19 protein-coding genes and 1 tRNA gene are annotated in these 15628 nt (G+C 57.3%); 17 read left to right on the top strand and 3 right to left on the bottom strand.

Translation table 11 applies throughout. The features are described 5' to 3' along the window. Positions 1-112: 112 nt before the first annotated feature. The 14 genes from ruvC to nadA all read left to right on the top strand — a co-directional run bounded on the left by ruvC (position 113) and on the right by nadA (position 10540). Positions 113-640, top strand: coding sequence for a crossover junction endodeoxyribonuclease RuvC (ruvC, locus tag AC27HQ_RS08440; RefSeq protein ID WP_487155701.1), 528 nt, complete (start codon positions 113-115; stop codon positions 638-640). Between the two features lie 27 nt (positions 641-667). Beyond that, complete coding sequence (ruvA, locus tag AC27HQ_RS08435) at positions 668-1273, top strand: Holliday junction branch migration protein RuvA (protein ID WP_487155700.1); 606 nt, start codon at positions 668-670, stop codon at positions 1271-1273. 27 nt (positions 1274-1300) lie between these two features. After that, positions 1301-2362: a Holliday junction branch migration DNA helicase RuvB gene (ruvB, locus tag AC27HQ_RS08430; protein ID WP_487155699.1), complete on the top strand. Its 1062-nt coding sequence runs from the start codon at positions 1301-1303 to the stop codon at positions 2360-2362. A gap of 61 nt (positions 2363-2423) precedes the next feature. Then, positions 2424-2858: a tol-pal system-associated acyl-CoA thioesterase gene (gene ybgC / locus AC27HQ_RS08425; RefSeq protein WP_487155698.1), complete on the top strand. Its 435-nt coding sequence runs from the start codon at positions 2424-2426 to the stop codon at positions 2856-2858. Positions 2859-2895: 37 nt separating this feature from the next. After that, on the top strand, positions 2896-3567 hold the full coding sequence (tolQ, locus tag AC27HQ_RS08420; RefSeq protein WP_487155697.1) for a protein TolQ: 672 nt from the start codon (positions 2896-2898) through the stop codon (positions 3565-3567). Positions 3568-3579: 12 nt separating this feature from the next. Beyond that, on the top strand, positions 3580-4026 hold the full coding sequence (gene tolR / locus AC27HQ_RS08415; RefSeq protein WP_487155696.1) for a protein TolR: 447 nt from the start codon (positions 3580-3582) through the stop codon (positions 4024-4026). Beyond that, the gene (gene tolA, locus AC27HQ_RS08410; RefSeq protein WP_487155695.1) at positions 4023-5009 is read left to right on the top strand and encodes a cell envelope integrity protein TolA; all 987 of its coding nucleotides are present in this window, start codon (positions 4023-4025) and stop codon (positions 5007-5009) included. Before tolR ends, tolA begins: the two co-directional genes overlap by 4 nt. Positions 5010-5020: 11 nt before the next feature. Further along, entirely contained in the window at positions 5021-6325 is a 1305-nt protein-coding gene (gene tolB, locus AC27HQ_RS08405) for a Tol-Pal system beta propeller repeat protein TolB (protein WP_487155710.1), read from the top strand. 45 nt (positions 6326-6370) lie between these two features. Beyond that, positions 6371-6865, top strand: coding sequence for a peptidoglycan-associated lipoprotein Pal (gene pal, locus AC27HQ_RS08400; protein WP_487155694.1), 495 nt, complete (start codon positions 6371-6373; stop codon positions 6863-6865). An 8-nt stretch (positions 6866-6873) separates the two neighbouring features. Further along, positions 6874-7668: a tol-pal system protein YbgF gene (gene ybgF, locus AC27HQ_RS08395; RefSeq protein ID WP_487155693.1), complete on the top strand. Its 795-nt coding sequence runs from the start codon at positions 6874-6876 to the stop codon at positions 7666-7668. Between the two features lie 188 nt (positions 7669-7856). After that, entirely contained in the window at positions 7857-8504 is a 648-nt protein-coding gene (gene queE / locus AC27HQ_RS08390; protein ID WP_487155709.1) for a 7-carboxy-7-deazaguanine synthase QueE, read from the top strand. 3 nt (positions 8505-8507) lie between these two features. After that, on the top strand, positions 8508-9185 hold the full coding sequence (gene queC, locus AC27HQ_RS08385) for a 7-cyano-7-deazaguanine synthase QueC (protein WP_487155692.1): 678 nt from the start codon (positions 8508-8510) through the stop codon (positions 9183-9185). A gap of 97 nt (positions 9186-9282) precedes the next feature. Then, positions 9283-9358: transfer RNA gene (locus tag AC27HQ_RS08380), tRNA-Lys, on the top strand. A 123-nt stretch (positions 9359-9481) separates the two neighbouring features. Further along, complete coding sequence (nadA, locus tag AC27HQ_RS08375; protein ID WP_487155691.1) at positions 9482-10540, top strand: quinolinate synthase NadA; 1059 nt, start codon at positions 9482-9484, stop codon at positions 10538-10540. On the opposite strand, the gene AC27HQ_RS08370 is transcribed toward nadA, so the two are convergent. Beyond that, the gene (locus AC27HQ_RS08370) at positions 10541-11938 is read right to left on the bottom strand and encodes a M48 family metallopeptidase (protein WP_487155708.1); all 1398 of its coding nucleotides are present in this window, start codon (positions 11936-11938) and stop codon (positions 10541-10543) included. It abuts the gene before it with no gap. A 151-nt stretch (positions 11939-12089) separates the two neighbouring features. On the opposite strand from AC27HQ_RS08370, the gene AC27HQ_RS08365 reads away from it, so the two are divergent. Then, positions 12090-12338, top strand: a complete 249-nt coding sequence (locus tag AC27HQ_RS08365) for a sulfurtransferase TusA family protein (protein WP_487155690.1) — start codon at positions 12090-12092, stop codon at positions 12336-12338. Between the two features lie 11 nt (positions 12339-12349). Continuing rightward, positions 12350-13447, top strand: a complete 1098-nt coding sequence (locus tag AC27HQ_RS08360) for an AI-2E family transporter (protein WP_487155689.1) — start codon at positions 12350-12352, stop codon at positions 13445-13447. Here AC27HQ_RS08360 and AC27HQ_RS08355 read toward each other — a convergent pair whose 3' ends face one another. Together AC27HQ_RS08355 and AC27HQ_RS08350 are read right to left on the bottom strand one after the other, a co-directional pair. Further along, positions 13448-13918, bottom strand: coding sequence for a peroxiredoxin (locus tag AC27HQ_RS08355; RefSeq protein ID WP_487155688.1), 471 nt, complete (start codon positions 13916-13918; stop codon positions 13448-13450). Positions 13919-13930: 12 nt separating this feature from the next. Beyond that, positions 13931-14488: a glycine cleavage system transcriptional repressor gene (locus tag AC27HQ_RS08350; RefSeq protein WP_487155687.1), complete on the bottom strand. Its 558-nt coding sequence runs from the start codon at positions 14486-14488 to the stop codon at positions 13931-13933. Between the two features lie 229 nt (positions 14489-14717). On the opposite strand from AC27HQ_RS08350, the gene dapA reads away from it, so the two are divergent. After that, complete coding sequence (gene dapA, locus AC27HQ_RS08345) at positions 14718-15593, top strand: 4-hydroxy-tetrahydrodipicolinate synthase (protein ID WP_487155686.1); 876 nt, start codon at positions 14718-14720, stop codon at positions 15591-15593. Positions 15594-15628 lie beyond the last annotated feature (35 nt).

Raw genomic sequence — 15628 nt, 5'->3', positions numbered from 1 at the left:
TAGTTACGTCAACAAGGCATCGACCCGTTCTCTTGGCACTGATCTTTCTGTCCGCCGATACCCTGGGTTGTGGCACACTATCGGCAATCAATTACAGGGAACGCCGCAACGCATGGCTCTGATACTGGGCATTGACCCCGGCTCGCGCACGACCGGCTTTGGACTGGTGCGCGAAAGCGCCGGCCGCTGCGAGTACGTTACCTCGGGCTGCATCCGGCTGGGTGGCGGCCCGTTTCCCGAACGCTTGAAGCTGATCTTCGAAGGCTTGAGCGAGCTGATTGCCACGCATCAGCCGCAGATTCTCAGTATCGAGCAGGTGTTTCTGGCGCGTAATCCGGATTCTGCCCTGAAGCTCGGACAAGCCCGGGGCGCGGCGATTGTCGCGGCGGTACATGCCAACCTGCAGGTGCATGAATACACTGCCAGGCAGATCAAGCAGGCTGTTGTCGGTACCGGGGCCGCCGACAAGACCCAGGTTCAGCATATGGTGACGCAGTTGCTGGGCCTCTCGGGCGCGCCGCAGTCTGATGCCGCCGATGCACTCGCCGCTGCGCTATGCCATGCCCATTCCAGCGCTTTGACCGCGCAGTTGGGCGGCGGTGTGCTGGGTTTGCGCAGTGGCCGGGTGCGGCGGCGCTAAAGCTAAAGATAAAGACAGGAGAAGGGTGTGATCGGACGTCTTAAAGGGGTTCTGCTGGAAAAACAGCCACCGCATATTCTGCTTGATGTGCAGGGCGTGGGTTACGAGCTGGAAGCGCCCATGAGCACCTTTTATGATCTGCCGGTACTGGGTGAGCAGGTCACCTTGCACACCCACATGGTGGTGCGCGAGGATGCTCAACTGCTATACGCCTTTGCTGACAAGCGCGGTCGTGAGCTGTTCCGTGAGCTGATTCGTCTTAACGGCGTGGGGCCCAAGCTGGCACTGGCGCTGATGTCCGGTCTGGAGACCGATGAGCTGATTCGCGCCGTACAGGCCCAGGATACCAGCGCACTGGTACGCGTACCGGGGGTCGGCAAAAAGACAGCCGAGCGGCTGCTGATCGAGTTGCGTGATCGCTTCAAGGCCTGGGAAGCCTTGCCGGGCAGCGTCAAGCCTTTGTCCGGCGTGGCCTCAGTGGCAACGCCCGTTTCGCAGACGGGAGATGCCGTCAGTGCGCTGATCTCCCTCGGTTACAAGCCGCAGGAGGCCAGTCGCGCCGTGGCGGCGGTGGAAGAAGACGGATTGAGCAGCGAAGAGTTGATCCGCCGTGCCCTCAAGGGCATGGTGTAATTATGCCAAGAGCCTACGGATAACCCCATGTTGGAAGAAGATCGACTGATTGCCGCCAGCCCGCGCCAGCAGGAAGAAGTCATAGACCGGGCAATACGGCCCTATCGGCTGGAAGACTATATTGGCCAGCCGACCGTGCGCGAGCAGATGGAGTTGTTTATCAAGGCCGCCAAGGGGCGTGGCGAGGCGCTTGATCATGTGTTGATTTTTGGCCCGCCGGGTCTGGGCAAGACCACCCTGGCCAATATCATTGCCCAGGAAATGGGTGTGAAGATCAAGAGTACCTCGGGGCCGGTGCTTGAGCGGGCCGGCGACCTGGCCGCCATGCTGACCAGTCTTGAAGCTGGCGATGTGTTGTTTGTCGACGAGATTCACCGCTTGTCGCCGGTCGTCGAGGAAATCCTTTATCCGGCCATGGAGGATTATCAGCTGGATATCATGATCGGCGAAGGCCCGGCGGCGCGCTCGATCAAGCTGGAGTTGCCACCCTTTACTCTGGTGGGCGCCACCACCCGCGCCGGTATGCTGACTAATCCTCTGCGTGATCGTTTCGGTATCGTGCAGCGTCTGGAGTTTTATGGAGTCGAGGACCTGGCGACCATTGTCAGGCGCTCGGCCGCGATTCTTGGCTTGAATCTGGACCCGCATGGCGCCCTGGAGGTTGCCCGCCGCTCACGGGGCACACCGCGGATCGCCAATCGGCTGTTGCGCCGGGTCCGGGATTTTGCCGAAGTACGCAGCTCCGGCGTGATCAGCCGGGAGGTGGCGGATCAGGCATTGAACCTGCTGGATATTGACGACAAGGGCTTTGATCATATGGATCGGCGCCTGTTGCTGGCCATGATCGACAAGTTCGATGGCGGCCCGGTGGGTATCGACAGCTTGGCGGCGGCGATCAGTGAGGAGCGCAATACTATCGAGGATGTGCTTGAACCCTTTCTGATCCAGCAGGGTTATATCACCCGTACGCCACGCGGGCGCATGCTGACCCGGCATGCCTATCAGCACTTTGGTCTGAATCTGCCAGCAAAAATGAATCCGAACGTCGGGGACCTTTTTGCCGATGAGGGTGGTCAGACCGAGCAGTGAAAAAAATACTTGGTTTTTAGCTGGGGAAGTACTATGCAAAGCGCCAACTTGGCTCTACATTATGCGCGCTGACAATTCAGGGCCGCCATTCGAGCTTAGAGCCCGTGTCTACTTTGAAGATACCGATGCCGGCGGCATCGTCTATTACGTCAATTACCTCAAATTCATGGAGCGCGCCCGAACAGAGTTGGTGCGCTCATTGGGGTTTGACCAAAGCGTCTTGCAACGTGAAAACATCATTTTTGTCGTGCATTCGGTGGCCGCTCGCTATCACGCCCCTGCGCGTCTGGATGATGAACTTGTGGTGACGGTTGAGGTCTTGGAACTCAAGCGCGCCAGTATTCGCTTCCGCCAGCAGGTGAAACGGGCTGACGGTGAGTTGTTGTGTGAAGGTGAAGTGCTGGTGGCCTGTGTCTCGGCCGACAGGTACAAACCCCGGGCCATTCCGGCGGCATTGAGCGTCAAGTTCAGCAGCTGTCAGGCAGTGAGCGGTTAGATCAAGCAAGGAGAAGTGGCGAGTGCAAGCTGATCAAATGTCAATGTGGCACCTGATATCCAGTGCCAGTGTGCTGGTACAGCTGGTTATGCTGACCCTGGTAGCCGCATCTGTGGTGTCCTGGGTAATGATTTTCCAGCGCAGCAGCTTTCTGCGTGCCGCCAAGTCAGCATTGGATGGTTTCGAAGATCGCTTCTGGTCAGGTATTGATCTGTCAAAGTTATATCGCCAGATCACCGGCAACCCGGATAACAACTCCGGACTGGAACAGATCTTCCGTGCCGGTTTCAAGGAGTTTTCACGTATGCGCCAGCAGCCGGGTGTTGACCCGGATGCGGTAATGGACGCCGTACAGCGCTCCATGCGGGTGGCGATTTCCAAGGAAGAAGAGCGCCTCGAGCAGCATTTGCCCTTTCTCGCGACGGTCGGTTCCACCAGTCCCTATATCGGTCTGTTTGGCACAGTCTGGGGCATCATGAACTCCTTCCGTGGCTTGGCTACCGTACAGCAGGCCACACTGGCGACTGTAGCTCCCGGTATTGCCGAAGCACTGATTGCAACGGCTATTGGTCTGTTTGCTGCGATTCCTGCGGTAATTGCCTACAACCGTTTCTCTGCACGCTCGGAGATGCTGATCAGCCGGTATTACACCTTTGCCGACGAGTTCTCCAGCATCCTGCACCGTCGTGTTCACAGCAGCGAAGACTGATCGGGGGCTCTGATGCAGGTGCAAGGTAGACGCCAGAAACGCAAGCCGGTCGCTGAAATGAATGTCGTGCCTTATATCGACGTGATGCTGGTTTTGCTGGTTATTTTTATGGTCACCGCGCCCATGCTCAACCAGGGCGTCAAGGTTGACCTGCCGCAGGTGGCCAGTGAAATTTTGCCTTCGGACACCAATCAGCAGGTATTGACCCTGTCGGTACTGGCAGACGGCACCTATTACTGGAATCTGGGCGAGACGGTCGATACCGAAAACCAGACCGACAGTGCCGTCAGCCTGGAACAGATGTCTGAAGGGGTGACCAAGATCATCCGTGCGCGCCCTGACACACTGGTGTACATCCGTGGTGATCAGCAGGCCAATTACGGTGTGGTGGTGACCGCCATGGCGGCCCTGCAGCAGGCTGGCGTGCCCAATGTTGGATTGATTACCGAGGCGCCGTGAATACTCGCGAACAACCTCAGGTTCGGTCCGCCGGCTACGCAGCACCGCTGCTCAAGGCCCTGGCACTGCATTTGCTGGTGGCCATACTGCTGTTTGCCTCATTCAGCATCGCCCCGGAGTTTGAACCGGCGCGACCCATAGTGCAGGCTACACTGGTGCAACTGAATTCGAAGAGTCCGGCGACCACGCCAACCGACCAGAACATTGCCGGCGAAGCTGCTCGCACCTCAGCCCCCGCCCATGAGGCAGAGGAGTTGCGTCAGCAGCAGCAACGGCAGCAGGAAGCACAGGAGGCAACAGCCCGGGCCGAACAGCAACGCCAGGCTGATGCCGCCGCTGCAGCTGCTGCGGCAGCGGCGGCCAGAACTGAAGCCCAGCAGCGCGAGGCCGACGCACAAAAGCAGGCCGAGGCAGAGGCACAGCGGCGTGCCGATGCTGCAAGGCGGCTGGCGGCTGAAGAAGAAGCCAAGAAGCGTGCTGAGGAGGAGGCGGCCCGTCGGGCAGCTGAACAGGCACGTGCCCGTGAGGCGGAGCAGCGCGCCGCTGCCGCACGGCAGGCCGAGGCTGACCGTGAGGCGCGTGAACGTCGCGAACAGGAAGAGGCCCGAGCCAGGGCGCTGGCAGAATTGCTGTCTGACGAACCGCAGTATCAGCAGGCCCCGGCGGATCAGTTCGGGGACGAGGTGGCAGCCAGCTACGACGATCTGATTCGTCGCCTGGTTAGTGAACAATGGAGCAGGCCACCGTCGGCTCGCAATGACATGATAGTTACGATCACCATAAGCCTGCTGCCGACTGGTCAGATCACCAACGCCGTGATAGCGAACAGCAGCGGTGATCCAGGTTTTGATCAGTCTGCCGTGAGGGCAGTCCGAAATGTAGGCCGGATTCCGGAGATCCAACAATTGGCTCGCGAAAACCTGGCTATCTTTAACAGGGACTTTCGAGAATACGAGTTGCGTTTTAGAGCAGAGGATTTGTGATTCTGATGAAGATGTTGAAAATTTGGCTTACCGCAATCACGTTGATGCTGGTCGCACAGAATCTGTATGCGCAGCGCGTTATCGAGATTACCCGTGGCAACGACAAGGCAACGCCGATTGCCGTTGTCCCATTTGGCTGGCAAGGCGGCACGCCGTTGCCCGAGGATCTGGCACAGATCACCGCCAACAATCTACGCAATACCGGCATGTTCGCGCCCTTTGATCGGGCCAATATGCTCAGCTACCCGACCCAGGCGAGCGAGCTGTTTGCCCGGGACTGGAAAATCCTCGGGGTTGAGTATGTTGTCGTCGGACAAGTCATCAAGAGCGATCCGGCAGTTGACCGTTTTGAGGTGATATTCAGCCTTTACAATGTGCTGCGTGAAGAGGTTCTGCTGACACTCCGCACTCCCCCCCGCAGTCAGGCAGAGTTGCGTGATATGGCGCACCAACTGAGTGATCGAATATTTGAAGAGATCACGGGTATTCGTGGCGCCTTCGACACCAAGCTGGTGTATGTCGCAGCCGAGCGCTACTCGCCAACCAATACCCGCTTCACCTTGCAGGTGTCGGACTATGACGGTGCCCGTGCTCGTACCTATTTGCAGTCACGTGAGCCGATTCTGAGCCCCTCCTTTGCGCCGGATGGTCAGCGTATCGCCTATGTTTCCTTTGAATCGCGTCGCCCGGAAATCTATGTGCATTATATTCAGACCGGTCGCCGGGAGCGTATCACCAGCTTTGAAGGTCTGAACGGTGCACCTGCCTGGTCTCCAGACGGTGAGCACCTGGCCTTCGTGTTGTCGCGCGACGGCAACCCGGAGATTTACGTGATGAATCTGGCCAGCAAGCAGATGCGGCGGGTAACTAATCACTTTGCGATTGATACCGAGCCGGCCTGGATGGACAACGACACCATCGTCTTTACCTCGGATCGCGGCGGCCGGCCACAGGTTTATAAACAGGATCTCAGGACGGGCGTGTCCGAGAGGCTGACATTTGTCGGCAACTACAACGCCAATGCCAAACTGTCGGTGGATGGCCGTACCATGGTCATGGTTCACCGACAGGATGGTTATCGTAATTTTCAGATTGCCACGCAGGATCTTGAGCGCGGTAACCTGAGGGTCTTAACAGAAACGTCGTTAGATGAGTCGCCCACTGTTGCTCCTAACGGCACTATGTTAATTTATGCTACCCGTCAACAGGGACGGGGTGTACTCATGCTGGTATCTACCAACGGTCGTGCTAGGTCGGAGATTCCGACTCAATTCACTGACCTGCGCGTGCCATCATGGTCCCCATACCTGCCTTAGGGTGAAACAACACTAAACCATATGGGGTTTTCCAGGAGTTCTATGATGCAAGTAACTAAATTTGGCAAGTTTGCTGCGCTGGTTGTTGCCTTCGGCGTAATTGTTGGCTGTTCTTCCAAGGGCGGTGACACCGCTGGTACTGGCGCGGTTGATCCGAATGCCGGTTACACCAGCACCACTACCTCCTCTGACATGAGCGCAGAAGAAGCTGCACTGCGCGCTATCACTACCTTTTACTTCGAGTTCGACAGCGCTGATCTGAAGCCAGAGGCCATGCGCGCTCTGGATGTTCACGCCAAGGACCTGAAAGCCGCTGGCAACCGCGTTGTTCTGGAAGGCCACACTGATGAGCGTGGCACTCGCGAGTACAACATGGCTCTGGGCGAGCGTCGTTCTGCTTCCGTTCAGCGTTACCTGGTTCTGCAGGGCGTATCTCCTGCCCAGCTGGAACTGGTTTCCTACGGTGAAGAGAAGCCGGCTGCCATGGGTTCAAGCGAAGAAGCTTGGGCTCAGAACCGTCGCGTAGAACTGCGTAAGTAAGAGGTCGTATGAAGGGTCTCAGGGCGTTAACTACCTCAATCTTCCTGTTGTTGCCGTTGGCGGCAACAGCGCAGGTTCCGGTATACGAAGGCAGTGGGGGCGGTGCCTCTGTTGTTCAGAACCAACGCCCTGTGACCCAGACCGGGGCTGGCCTTTCGATGGAAGGCCAGCTCATGCAGCAGCTTTATCAGTTGCAGCAAGAGGTATCCATGTTGCGTGGCCTGGTTGAGGAGCAGGATCATCGCCTCAAAACCATGGAACGTGATCAGCTAGAGCGTTATCAGGATCTCGATCGTCGCCTGCAATCAGGTTCGGTTGCGACCTCTCAAAGTACGACCCCTGAACCGGCTGCTGGCAACAATGCCGAGCCCACTCAGACCGATTCTTCAGCGAGCGGAAATGGCAGCGCCCCAGTTGCAGCCGATCCCGAGCGCGAAAAACTGATGTATGACGCTGCTTTTGACCTGGTCAGACAGCGTGACTTTGATACCGCCATTCAGGCCTTTACGGCCTTTGTCCGCCGTTATCCGCAAAGTGACTATGCCGGTAACGCACAATACTGGCTGGGTGAGATTCACCTGGTACAGTCTGATCTGGAGGCTGCTGGACGAGCCTTTGCACTGGTCATCAGCCAGTATCCCGGTCACCGCAAGGAAGCAGACGCACTCTACAAGCTGGCTGATGTTGAGCGTCGGCTGGGCAATAACGACAAGGCCAGACAGCTGTATAACGAGGTGTTGAGCAAACATCCCGATACCTCTGCTGCCCAGTTGGCACGTCGCGATCTCGACAGCTTGAGCTGAACAGGCTCAGTTCCCCAGGCCAGTGACAGCACTGGCCGCTGCATTTTGCAGCGTGTTCCGCTACACTCCCTCGCACTCAATCCACGATATCCCAACTGCCCTCGGAACTCGTCTGATGTGGCACGGATATCCCAGTGGGCCTCTGCCTGTCTTGCAGTCCAGCCCGGGAAGCTTGTATGACCAGCCTGTTGTCGCAAACACTGCGCATCACCGAAATTTTCTATTCCATTCAGGGCGAAAGTCGCAGCCTTGGTCTGCCGACGGTCTTTGTGCGTCTGACCGGGTGCCCATTGCGCTGCCAGTACTGTGATACAGCCTATGCCTTCAGTGGCGGTGAGCTGCAGACGCTGCAAGCGATTCTGGCTGAGGTTGCGCGCTACGCGCCGCGACACGTCTGTGTGACGGGCGGTGAGCCCCTGGCCCAGCCCAATGCGATACCACTGCTGACTGCTCTGAGTGACGCCGGTTACGCGGTTTCACTGGAAACCAGTGGTGCGCTGGATGTCAGTGCGGTAGATGCCCGCGTTAGCCGCGTGGTGGATTTGAAAACGCCGGACTCGCTGGAGGTAGGGCGTAACCTGTACGGTAACATGGCCTTGCTCGGGCCGGAGGATCAGGTCAAGTTCGTGATTTGCAGTCGCGCTGATTATGACTGGGCGCGCTTCAAGCTGGACGAGTTGCAGCTACCTGGCCGGGTCGGCGAGATTCTGTTTTCCCCCAGCCATGGTCAGCTGGCGCCGCGGACCCTGGCCGAGTGGATCGTTCAGGACAATCTGCCGGTGCGCTTTCAGATGCAGCTGCATAAGTACCTTTGGAACGACGAGCCGGGACACTGATCGATGAAAACGGAAAAGAAGGCGGTAGTCCTGCTGTCAGGCGGACTGGACTCAGCCACCGTGCTGGCCATGGCTCAGGCGCAGGGTTACCTCTGCCATACCTTGAGCTTCGATTATGGTCAGCGTCATCGCGCTGAGTTGTTTGCGGCACAACGCCTGGCCGAGCATGCCGGCGTGCACGCGCACAAGGTAATAGGGCTGGATTTGGACGGCATGGGCGGTTCTGCCCTGACCGATGAGCGCATTGCGGTGCCGGAAACCCCGCAGCAGGGTATTCCGGTCACCTATGTGCCCGCACGCAACACGGTTTTTTTGGCGCTGGCACTGGGCTGGGCCGAGGTGCTTGATGCCCATGAGATCTTCATTGGAGTCAATGCGGTAGATTATTCGGGTTATCCGGATTGCCGTCCCGCCTTTATTTATGCCTTTGAGCAGTTGGCCAATCTGGCAACCCGGGCAGGGGTAGAAGGGGACGGATTTCGAATCCGCGCCCCGTTACAGGAGATGAGCAAGGCACAGATCATTGCCGCAGGTGTGCGTCTGGGTGTCGACTATAGTCTGACCGTATCCTGCTACCAGGCCGACGCTGAAGGGCGCGCCTGTGGTCGCTGCGACAGCTGTCGGTTGAGGTCGGCGGGCTTTGCTGCTGCCGGGGTGCCTGACCCGACTGCTTACGCCTGAATGATCCCTGTCTGAACTATCTGTGCTGGAGCAAAGGCATAAAAACTGAATTTTTTCTTGAGTTTATCTGTGAAATCAGTACTATAGCGCGCGTTCCGGGTCGTTAGCTCAGTTGGTAGAGCAGTTGGCTTTTAACCAATTGGTCGTAGGTTCGAATCCTACACGACCCACCACTTTCTTCGCTGTTCCCGGTTTCCTCCTGGTTTATTCAGTTTTTACCCCTTTCCCCTGGCTGATTTTGCACCCGTAAGTCGTGCTATTATGCGCGCCTAGCGATATTCACAGGATGACTGAGCATGTCACAGATCCCAGAGCGTCTGCTGGTTCAAGCCCATTTGGCTGCCAAGCAGGTTGCACCCCTGACCGAAACGGAGCAGGCGGATTACAAGGCACGCATTGCCAAGGCACTGAAAGCGCATAATGCGGTGCTGGTTGCCCATTACTATACCGATCCCTTGCTGCAGGCTCTGGCTGAAGAAACCGGTGGCATTGTTTCTGACTCGTTGGAGATGGCGCGCTTTGGCCGCGATCATGCAGCCACAACCCTGGTGGTGGCTGGTGTGCGCTTCATGGGCGAGACAGCCAAGATCCTCAGTCCGGAAAAACGTGTGCTGATGCCCACGCTGGAGGCCACCTGCTCGCTGGATATCGGCTGTCCGATAGAGGAGTTTTCCGCCTTTTGTGACCAGCACCCGGACCGCACCGTGGTGGTCTATGCCAATACTTCGGCGGCAGTCAAGGCACGGGCGGACTGGGTTGTTACGTCGAGTTGTGCGTTGCAGATTGTCGGGCACCTGATGGACAAGGGCGAAAAGATTCTATGGGCCCCCGACCAGCACCTGGGTAACTACATACAGCGTGAAACCGGTGCTGACATGTTGCTCTGGGAGGGCAGTTGTATTGTCCACGAGGAGTTCAAGGCCAAGGCTTTGCTGGATCTCAAGGCGGTGTATCCGGATGCGGCGATTCTGGTGCATCCGGAATCACCGCTGTCAGTTGTTGAACTGGCCGATGTGGTCGGCTCAACCAGCCAGTTGATCAAGGCAACCCAGACGCTGCCGAACAAGACCTTTATCGTGGCCACCGATCGCGGCATTTTCTATAAGATGCAGCAGGGCGCACCTGACCGACTCTTGATCGAGGCGCCCACCGCGGGTAATGGTGCGACCTGTCGCAGCTGTGCGCACTGTCCATGGATGGCCATGAATACGCTCCAGGCCATGCTGCACAGTCTGGAGGCGGGTACTAACGAGATTCAGGTCGATGCTGGATTGATTCCCAAAGCCGTCCAGCCGCTTGAGCGGATGCTCGACTTTACCCGTCAGGCCAGTCTCAGCGCACGTGGCAACGCTTGATCAGAAGCTCTTGAGCAGGGCTCTGTGGTTGCTCAGGTCCTGCATGCGGGTATTGATCCGGGCGGCCTGAACGTAATCATTGCCAGCGCGATCAAGGGCCAGCCCCAATTGCTCTTCAGCTTGATCCAGGTCACTGGTGAGCATGAAATATTCCGCCCTGGCCAGGTGCACGCCGAGTATGTTGCCGGCCAGGCCGCGAATTTCTGCGGCCAGATACCAGATATCCGGGTCATCAGCCCGCTGACGTGCCAACTGGTCGATGACCTTGGCCGACTCTGCGTGCCTGCCACTCCGTAACAGCAGGTCTGCCTTGGTTTGCAGTAAGGGGAAATTGTCCGGATTGACCTGCAGGCGAGACTCAATGCGCGCCAAAGCCTGATCCATTCGCCCAGCGCTGGCATCCAGCTCGGCAGCAGCCATAACCACCGGTACACTGTTGCCGCGCGTCTGCAGTAGCGGCTCAAGCACGCGACCTGCCTCCTCATACTGACCGACGCGAATCAGGGCCAGGGTTAAGCCATAGCGGGCTGCGACATGGTCGCCCTGATGCTCATCGAGTAGCGCTCGGAAACGCTGTGCAGCCAAACCAGGGCTTTGCTCGTGATGTAATTGCACTCGGGCGCGCATCATCTGGTAGTCGATGCTGTCGAGACGACCTTCGGCGGCCAGTTGTTCGGCACGATTGCGTGAATCGGCAATACGTGATTGGTTGACCGGGTGAGTCAGCAGGAACTCAGGCGGTGTCTGACTGAAACGACTGATGCGTGCCAGTCGCTCAAACATATTCGGCATGGCCCTGGGGTCATACCCGGCTTGCTGCAGATTGAGCAGGCCGACACGGTCAGCCTCTTGTTCGTTCTGCCTGGAAAAACGCCGCTGTTCCTGAATGGCAGCCGCCTGGGTTGAAGCCAGCGCGGCAAAGCCGGCGTCGCCACCCCCGGCCGCTGCCAGGATGACACTGGCCAGCATGGCGGTCATGACAGGGATACGCATGCGTTGTTGCTGTTCAAGATTGCGGGCGAAGTGACGTTGCGAGAGGTGAGCCAGTTCGTGCGCCATGACCGACGCAAATTCGGCCTCGGTCTGGGCATTCAGGAACAGTCCGCCATTGACCCCAATGACCCCGCCGGGCGCAGCGAAGGCGTTCAGTTGCGGGCTTTCTACTACCACAAAGGTCAGACGTCGATCAGTCAGCTGGCTGGTTTCAGCCAAACTGAAGACATGGCTTTCAACGTAGTCCTTGAGTAGCGGATCATCCATGGTCCGCACGGCACCCCGCAGCATGGAGACCCAGGCGCGGCCAAGCTGATATTCCTGTTCCCGTGACATGATCGAGGCGCTGGTATCACCCAGGGAAGGCAGATTGAATTCGCTGCTGGCCATAGGCTCTGATGGCATGCCCAGGCTGCCGCCCAGAAACAAGACCGGGACAAGGGTACGAACAAGCTGTTTTCTGAAATACATGGCTAACCTTTAACTACGTGGATTCGCTTGTCTGGCCCTGACCTGGCGACGCTATACTGTAGCACCTAAGAGTCTGGAGCAGAGAATGTCCGATCTATCCGAAACGCTGCCTGCCGATCATACTCTCGATGCTCGGCAGTTGACCTGCCCGTTGCCATTACTCAAGGCCAAGCAGGCGCTCAATGCGCTGGCGGTAGGGCAGATATTGCATATCATGGCTACCGACGCGGGATCTCAGCGCGACTTTCAGCGTTTTGCCGAGTTGTCCGGGCACCGATTGTTGGCATCTGATACCTTGGACGGCGAATTTCATTATTGGTTGCGTAAGTCGTGAGATCAAAAGGCATGTTGAGGATTTTTCAGGGCTGGGTGCAGCGTTATTTTTCCGATGAGGAAGCCGTGGTGCTGGCCGTGGTGCTGGCCATAGGCTTTGCCATCATCATCAGTTTTGGCGGCAAGCTGGCTCCACTCTTGACCGGGCTTGTGCTTGCTTACTTGCTACAGGGCATGGTTGCCCTGTTACGGCGCTGGCATGTGCCCCACGGGATTGCCGTATGGGTGGTGTTTTTGTTGTTCATTGGTGCGCTGGCAGCCTTGCTGGGCATCGTTTTACCTCTGGTCTGGAAGCAGATCAGCAATTTGTTTAACGAATTGCCGCGCATGCTGACCGAGTGGCAGGCGCAATTGGCGCATCTGCCTGAACAATACCCGGCTTTTATTTCTGAGGGACAGATCGAGCGTGTCATGCTCTCGGTAAATACCGAGTTGGGTCAGTTCGGCCAATGGTTGCTGTCCCAATCACTGGCCAGCCTACCGATGTTGTTGACCATTCTGGTTTATCTGGTACTGGTGCCGATTCTAGTGTTCTTCTTTCTAATGGATAGCCAGAAGATCAGTGGTTGGATCGTCGGTCATCTACCCAATGAGCGGCGTCTGATGACTGAAGTCTGGACTGAAATGAATCAGCAGATTGCCAATTACATTCGCGGCAAGGTTGCCGAGATTCTGATTGTCGGCGCGGTTACCTATATTTCCTTCGCGGTGTTGGGTGTGAATTATGCGGCCTTGCTTGCCGTCTTGGTGGGCTTGTCGGTCCTGGTGCCTTACATAGGTGCTGCCGTGGCCACGATCCCGGTGGCGCTGATCGGGGTATTTCAGTGGGGGTTTGGTAACGAGTTCATGGTGCTGATGATCGTTTATGCCGTGATCCAGGCGCTGGATGGTAATGTGCTAGTGCCTATTTTGTTTTCCGAGGCGGTCAACCTGCATCCGGTCGCCATCATTGCCGCTGTCCTGATATTCGGTGGCTTATGGGGGTTCTGGGGCGTATTTTTTGCCATTCCGCTGGCCACCCTGTTCAAGGCTGTGCTGTATGCCTGGCCCCGAGGGCTGGAGGCCGTCCAGGAGACGGCCCAGCAGCAGGTAGTGATCACGGCTGAGTAATCAGCCGTTGAGTTCCTGTGCCGCCTTGAGCACCTCGGCGGCATGGCCCTTGACTTTGACCTTGCGCCATTCGCGGCGTACGACTCCTTTGGCATCGATCAGAAACGTACTTCTTTCAATGCCCATGTATTCCTTGCCATACAACATCTTTTTCTGGATGACGCCGAACAGTTGGCAAAGCTGCTCATCGGGATCACTGATCAGCTCAAACGGAAATTGCTGTTTGCTGCGGAAGTTTTCATGGGTGCGCAAGCTGTCCTTGGATACCCCGAAAATGATCGTATTGGCTGCGGCAAAGTCCGGGTGCAGATCACGAAAGTCCTGACCTTCAGTGGTGCAGCCGGGAGTATTATCCTTGGGGTAGAAATAGATCACTACTTGTTTGCCCAGAAGGTCCGCCGGGCAGAGTGTTTGATCGCTGGTTGCATTCGCGCTGAAATCGGGAAGGGGCTGGCCTGTAGTCAGGGTCATGGTTTTTACCTCTCAGTGCATGGGGCGCCAGGGTTCGATAACGGCATCCAGATTGAGTTCATCACAAAAATCCAGAAACTGTTCACGCAGCCAGCTCAGCTGAGTGCGGGCAGGGATGGCGATGGTCAAGGTCATGTTGAGCATCGCGGTACCGGTATGTTGAGCCATGTAAGTGAAGCTGTAGAGCTCTTCGATGTCGATCTCGAGCTGCTGAAAAAAAGTGCAGAGTTCGGCACAGAGTTCCGGCCGCTGTGCAGCCGTGACAAACACGTTATAGGGCAGCGCCTGGGGGCGCTCCTCAAGACTTTTACTGCGACTCATGGACAGTGACAGATGCTCACGCTTGGCCACGGTTTGCATCAGACTTTCCAGGCGCGCCAGCGCATCCCAATTGCCGCTGACCTGCAGCAACAGTGAGGTGCAGGTGCCATGGCGACTCATGCGGCTGCTGACGATCAGGCAGCGCTGTTCAAGACACAGACGGGTAAGCGTGGTGACCATGCTGGTGGTCTGGGTGCCCAGGGCATTGATGACCAGAAACTGATCCCGGGTGGCGATGACTGTAGACATGTTGCTCCTTGGCTGGAAAGCGGTACGGAGTTGCAGAAGAGCACCGCTGCGGCCTGCATATTGTGGCTGTCTCAGGCTATGGGTTCAACCGTCTTGTGGTCGTCATCATGGCCCCCTTGGCAGTCAATCCGAAAAGCCTTGGCAGATGTTGAATTCTTTGGCGCTTCCCTTGTGCTGGCAGCGGGTCGAAAGTACCATTGCGGGTCAATGTTTCAAGTGGAGCAGTTGCATGATTTCAGGCAGCCTGGTGGCGCTGGTAACACCCATGGATTCTCGTGGAGGCCTTGACTGGCAGGCGCTTGAGCAGCTGATCGACTTTCATTTGAACAAAGGCACCGATGGCATTGTTGCCGTGGGTACCACGGGCGAGTCGGCTACGCTCGACATGAACGAACACAAGGAAGCCATCCGCCGGGTGGTTGATCAGGTTGCAGGACGAATCCCGGTGATTGCCGGTACCGGCGCCAATTCAACCCGTGAAGCGGTCGAGCTGACCGAGGCTGCCCGCAGTGTCGGCGCCGATGCCTGTCTATTGGTCACGCCCTATTACAACAAGCCCACCCAGGAGGGTTTGTATCAGCATTATCGGCATATTGCTGAAGCGGTTGCCATTCCGCAGATTCTCTACAACGTACCGGGCCGCACAGCCTGTGACCTGTTGCCCGAGACCGTTGAGCGCCTGGCGGGCATCAGTAATATAGTTGGTATCAAGGAAGCCACGGGCGACCTGCAACGTGCCCGTGAACTGATCGAACGGGTGGGTGATCGTATGGCCGTCTACTCCGGTGATGACCCGACTGCCGTAGAGCTGATTCTGATGGGCGGCAAGGGCAATATCTCCGTCACGGCCAACGTTGCACCACAGGCCATGCATGATCTTTGTACCGCAGCTCTGCGGGGCGACGCCGACCTTGCCCGACGCATCAATGAATCACTGATGCCGCTGCACAAGGCGTTGTTTATCGAGTCAAACCCCATTCCGGTCAAATGGGCGCTGCAGCAGATGGGTTTGATAGGCGATGGCATGCGCCTGCCTTTGACCCCCCTGAGCGCACGTTGCCACGAGACTGTCCGGCAGGCGCTGCAGCAATGCGGTTTACTGTGACTGGATCCGGTCCTTACCTAATCAAGGAAATACTT

It is taken from the genome of Halopseudomonas sp. 4NH20-0008 (assembly GCF_057548395.1).
Note: the sequence above shows the minus strand (reverse complement) of the source record. Positions and strands in the feature narration are given on the sequence as shown.

Bases quoted from the DNA above. Each gene is read 5' to 3' on its own strand.
- AC27HQ_RS08360 (WP_487155689.1), top strand. From the start codon at position 12,350: ATGTTGAGGATTTTTCAGGGCTGGGTGCAGCGTTATTTTTCCGATGAG.
- queC (WP_487155692.1), top strand. From the start codon at position 8,508: ATGAAAACGGAAAAGAAGGCGGTAGTCCTGCTGTCAGGCGGACTGGAC.
- AC27HQ_RS08365 (WP_487155690.1), top strand. From the start codon at position 12,090: ATGTCCGATCTATCCGAAACGCTGCCTGCCGATCATACTCTCGATGCT.
- ruvB (WP_487155699.1), top strand. From the start codon at position 1,301: ATGTTGGAAGAAGATCGACTGATTGCCGCCAGCCCGCGCCAGCAGGAA.
- ybgF (WP_487155693.1), top strand. From the start codon at position 6,874: ATGAAGGGTCTCAGGGCGTTAACTACCTCAATCTTCCTGTTGTTGCCG.
- pal (WP_487155694.1), top strand. From the start codon at position 6,371: ATGCAAGTAACTAAATTTGGCAAGTTTGCTGCGCTGGTTGTTGCCTTC.
- tolQ (WP_487155697.1), top strand. From the start codon at position 2,896: ATGTCAATGTGGCACCTGATATCCAGTGCCAGTGTGCTGGTACAGCTG.
- tolR (WP_487155696.1), top strand. From the start codon at position 3,580: ATGCAGGTGCAAGGTAGACGCCAGAAACGCAAGCCGGTCGCTGAAATG.
- dapA (WP_487155686.1), top strand. From the start codon at position 14,718: ATGATTTCAGGCAGCCTGGTGGCGCTGGTAACACCCATGGATTCTCGT.
- AC27HQ_RS08370 (WP_487155708.1), bottom strand. From the start codon at position 11,938: ATGCCATCAGAGCCTATGGCCAGCAGCGAATTCAATCTGCCTTCCCTG.
- ybgC (WP_487155698.1), top strand. From the start codon at position 2,424: ATGCGCGCTGACAATTCAGGGCCGCCATTCGAGCTTAGAGCCCGTGTC.
- AC27HQ_RS08355 (WP_487155688.1), bottom strand. From the start codon at position 13,918: ATGACCCTGACTACAGGCCAGCCCCTTCCCGATTTCAGCGCGAATGCA.
- AC27HQ_RS08350 (WP_487155687.1), bottom strand. From the start codon at position 14,488: ATGTCTACAGTCATCGCCACCCGGGATCAGTTTCTGGTCATCAATGCC.
- nadA (WP_487155691.1), top strand. From the start codon at position 9,482: ATGTCACAGATCCCAGAGCGTCTGCTGGTTCAAGCCCATTTGGCTGCC.
- tolB (WP_487155710.1), top strand. From the start codon at position 5,021: ATGTTGAAAATTTGGCTTACCGCAATCACGTTGATGCTGGTCGCACAG.
- ruvC (WP_487155701.1), top strand. From the start codon at position 113: ATGGCTCTGATACTGGGCATTGACCCCGGCTCGCGCACGACCGGCTTT.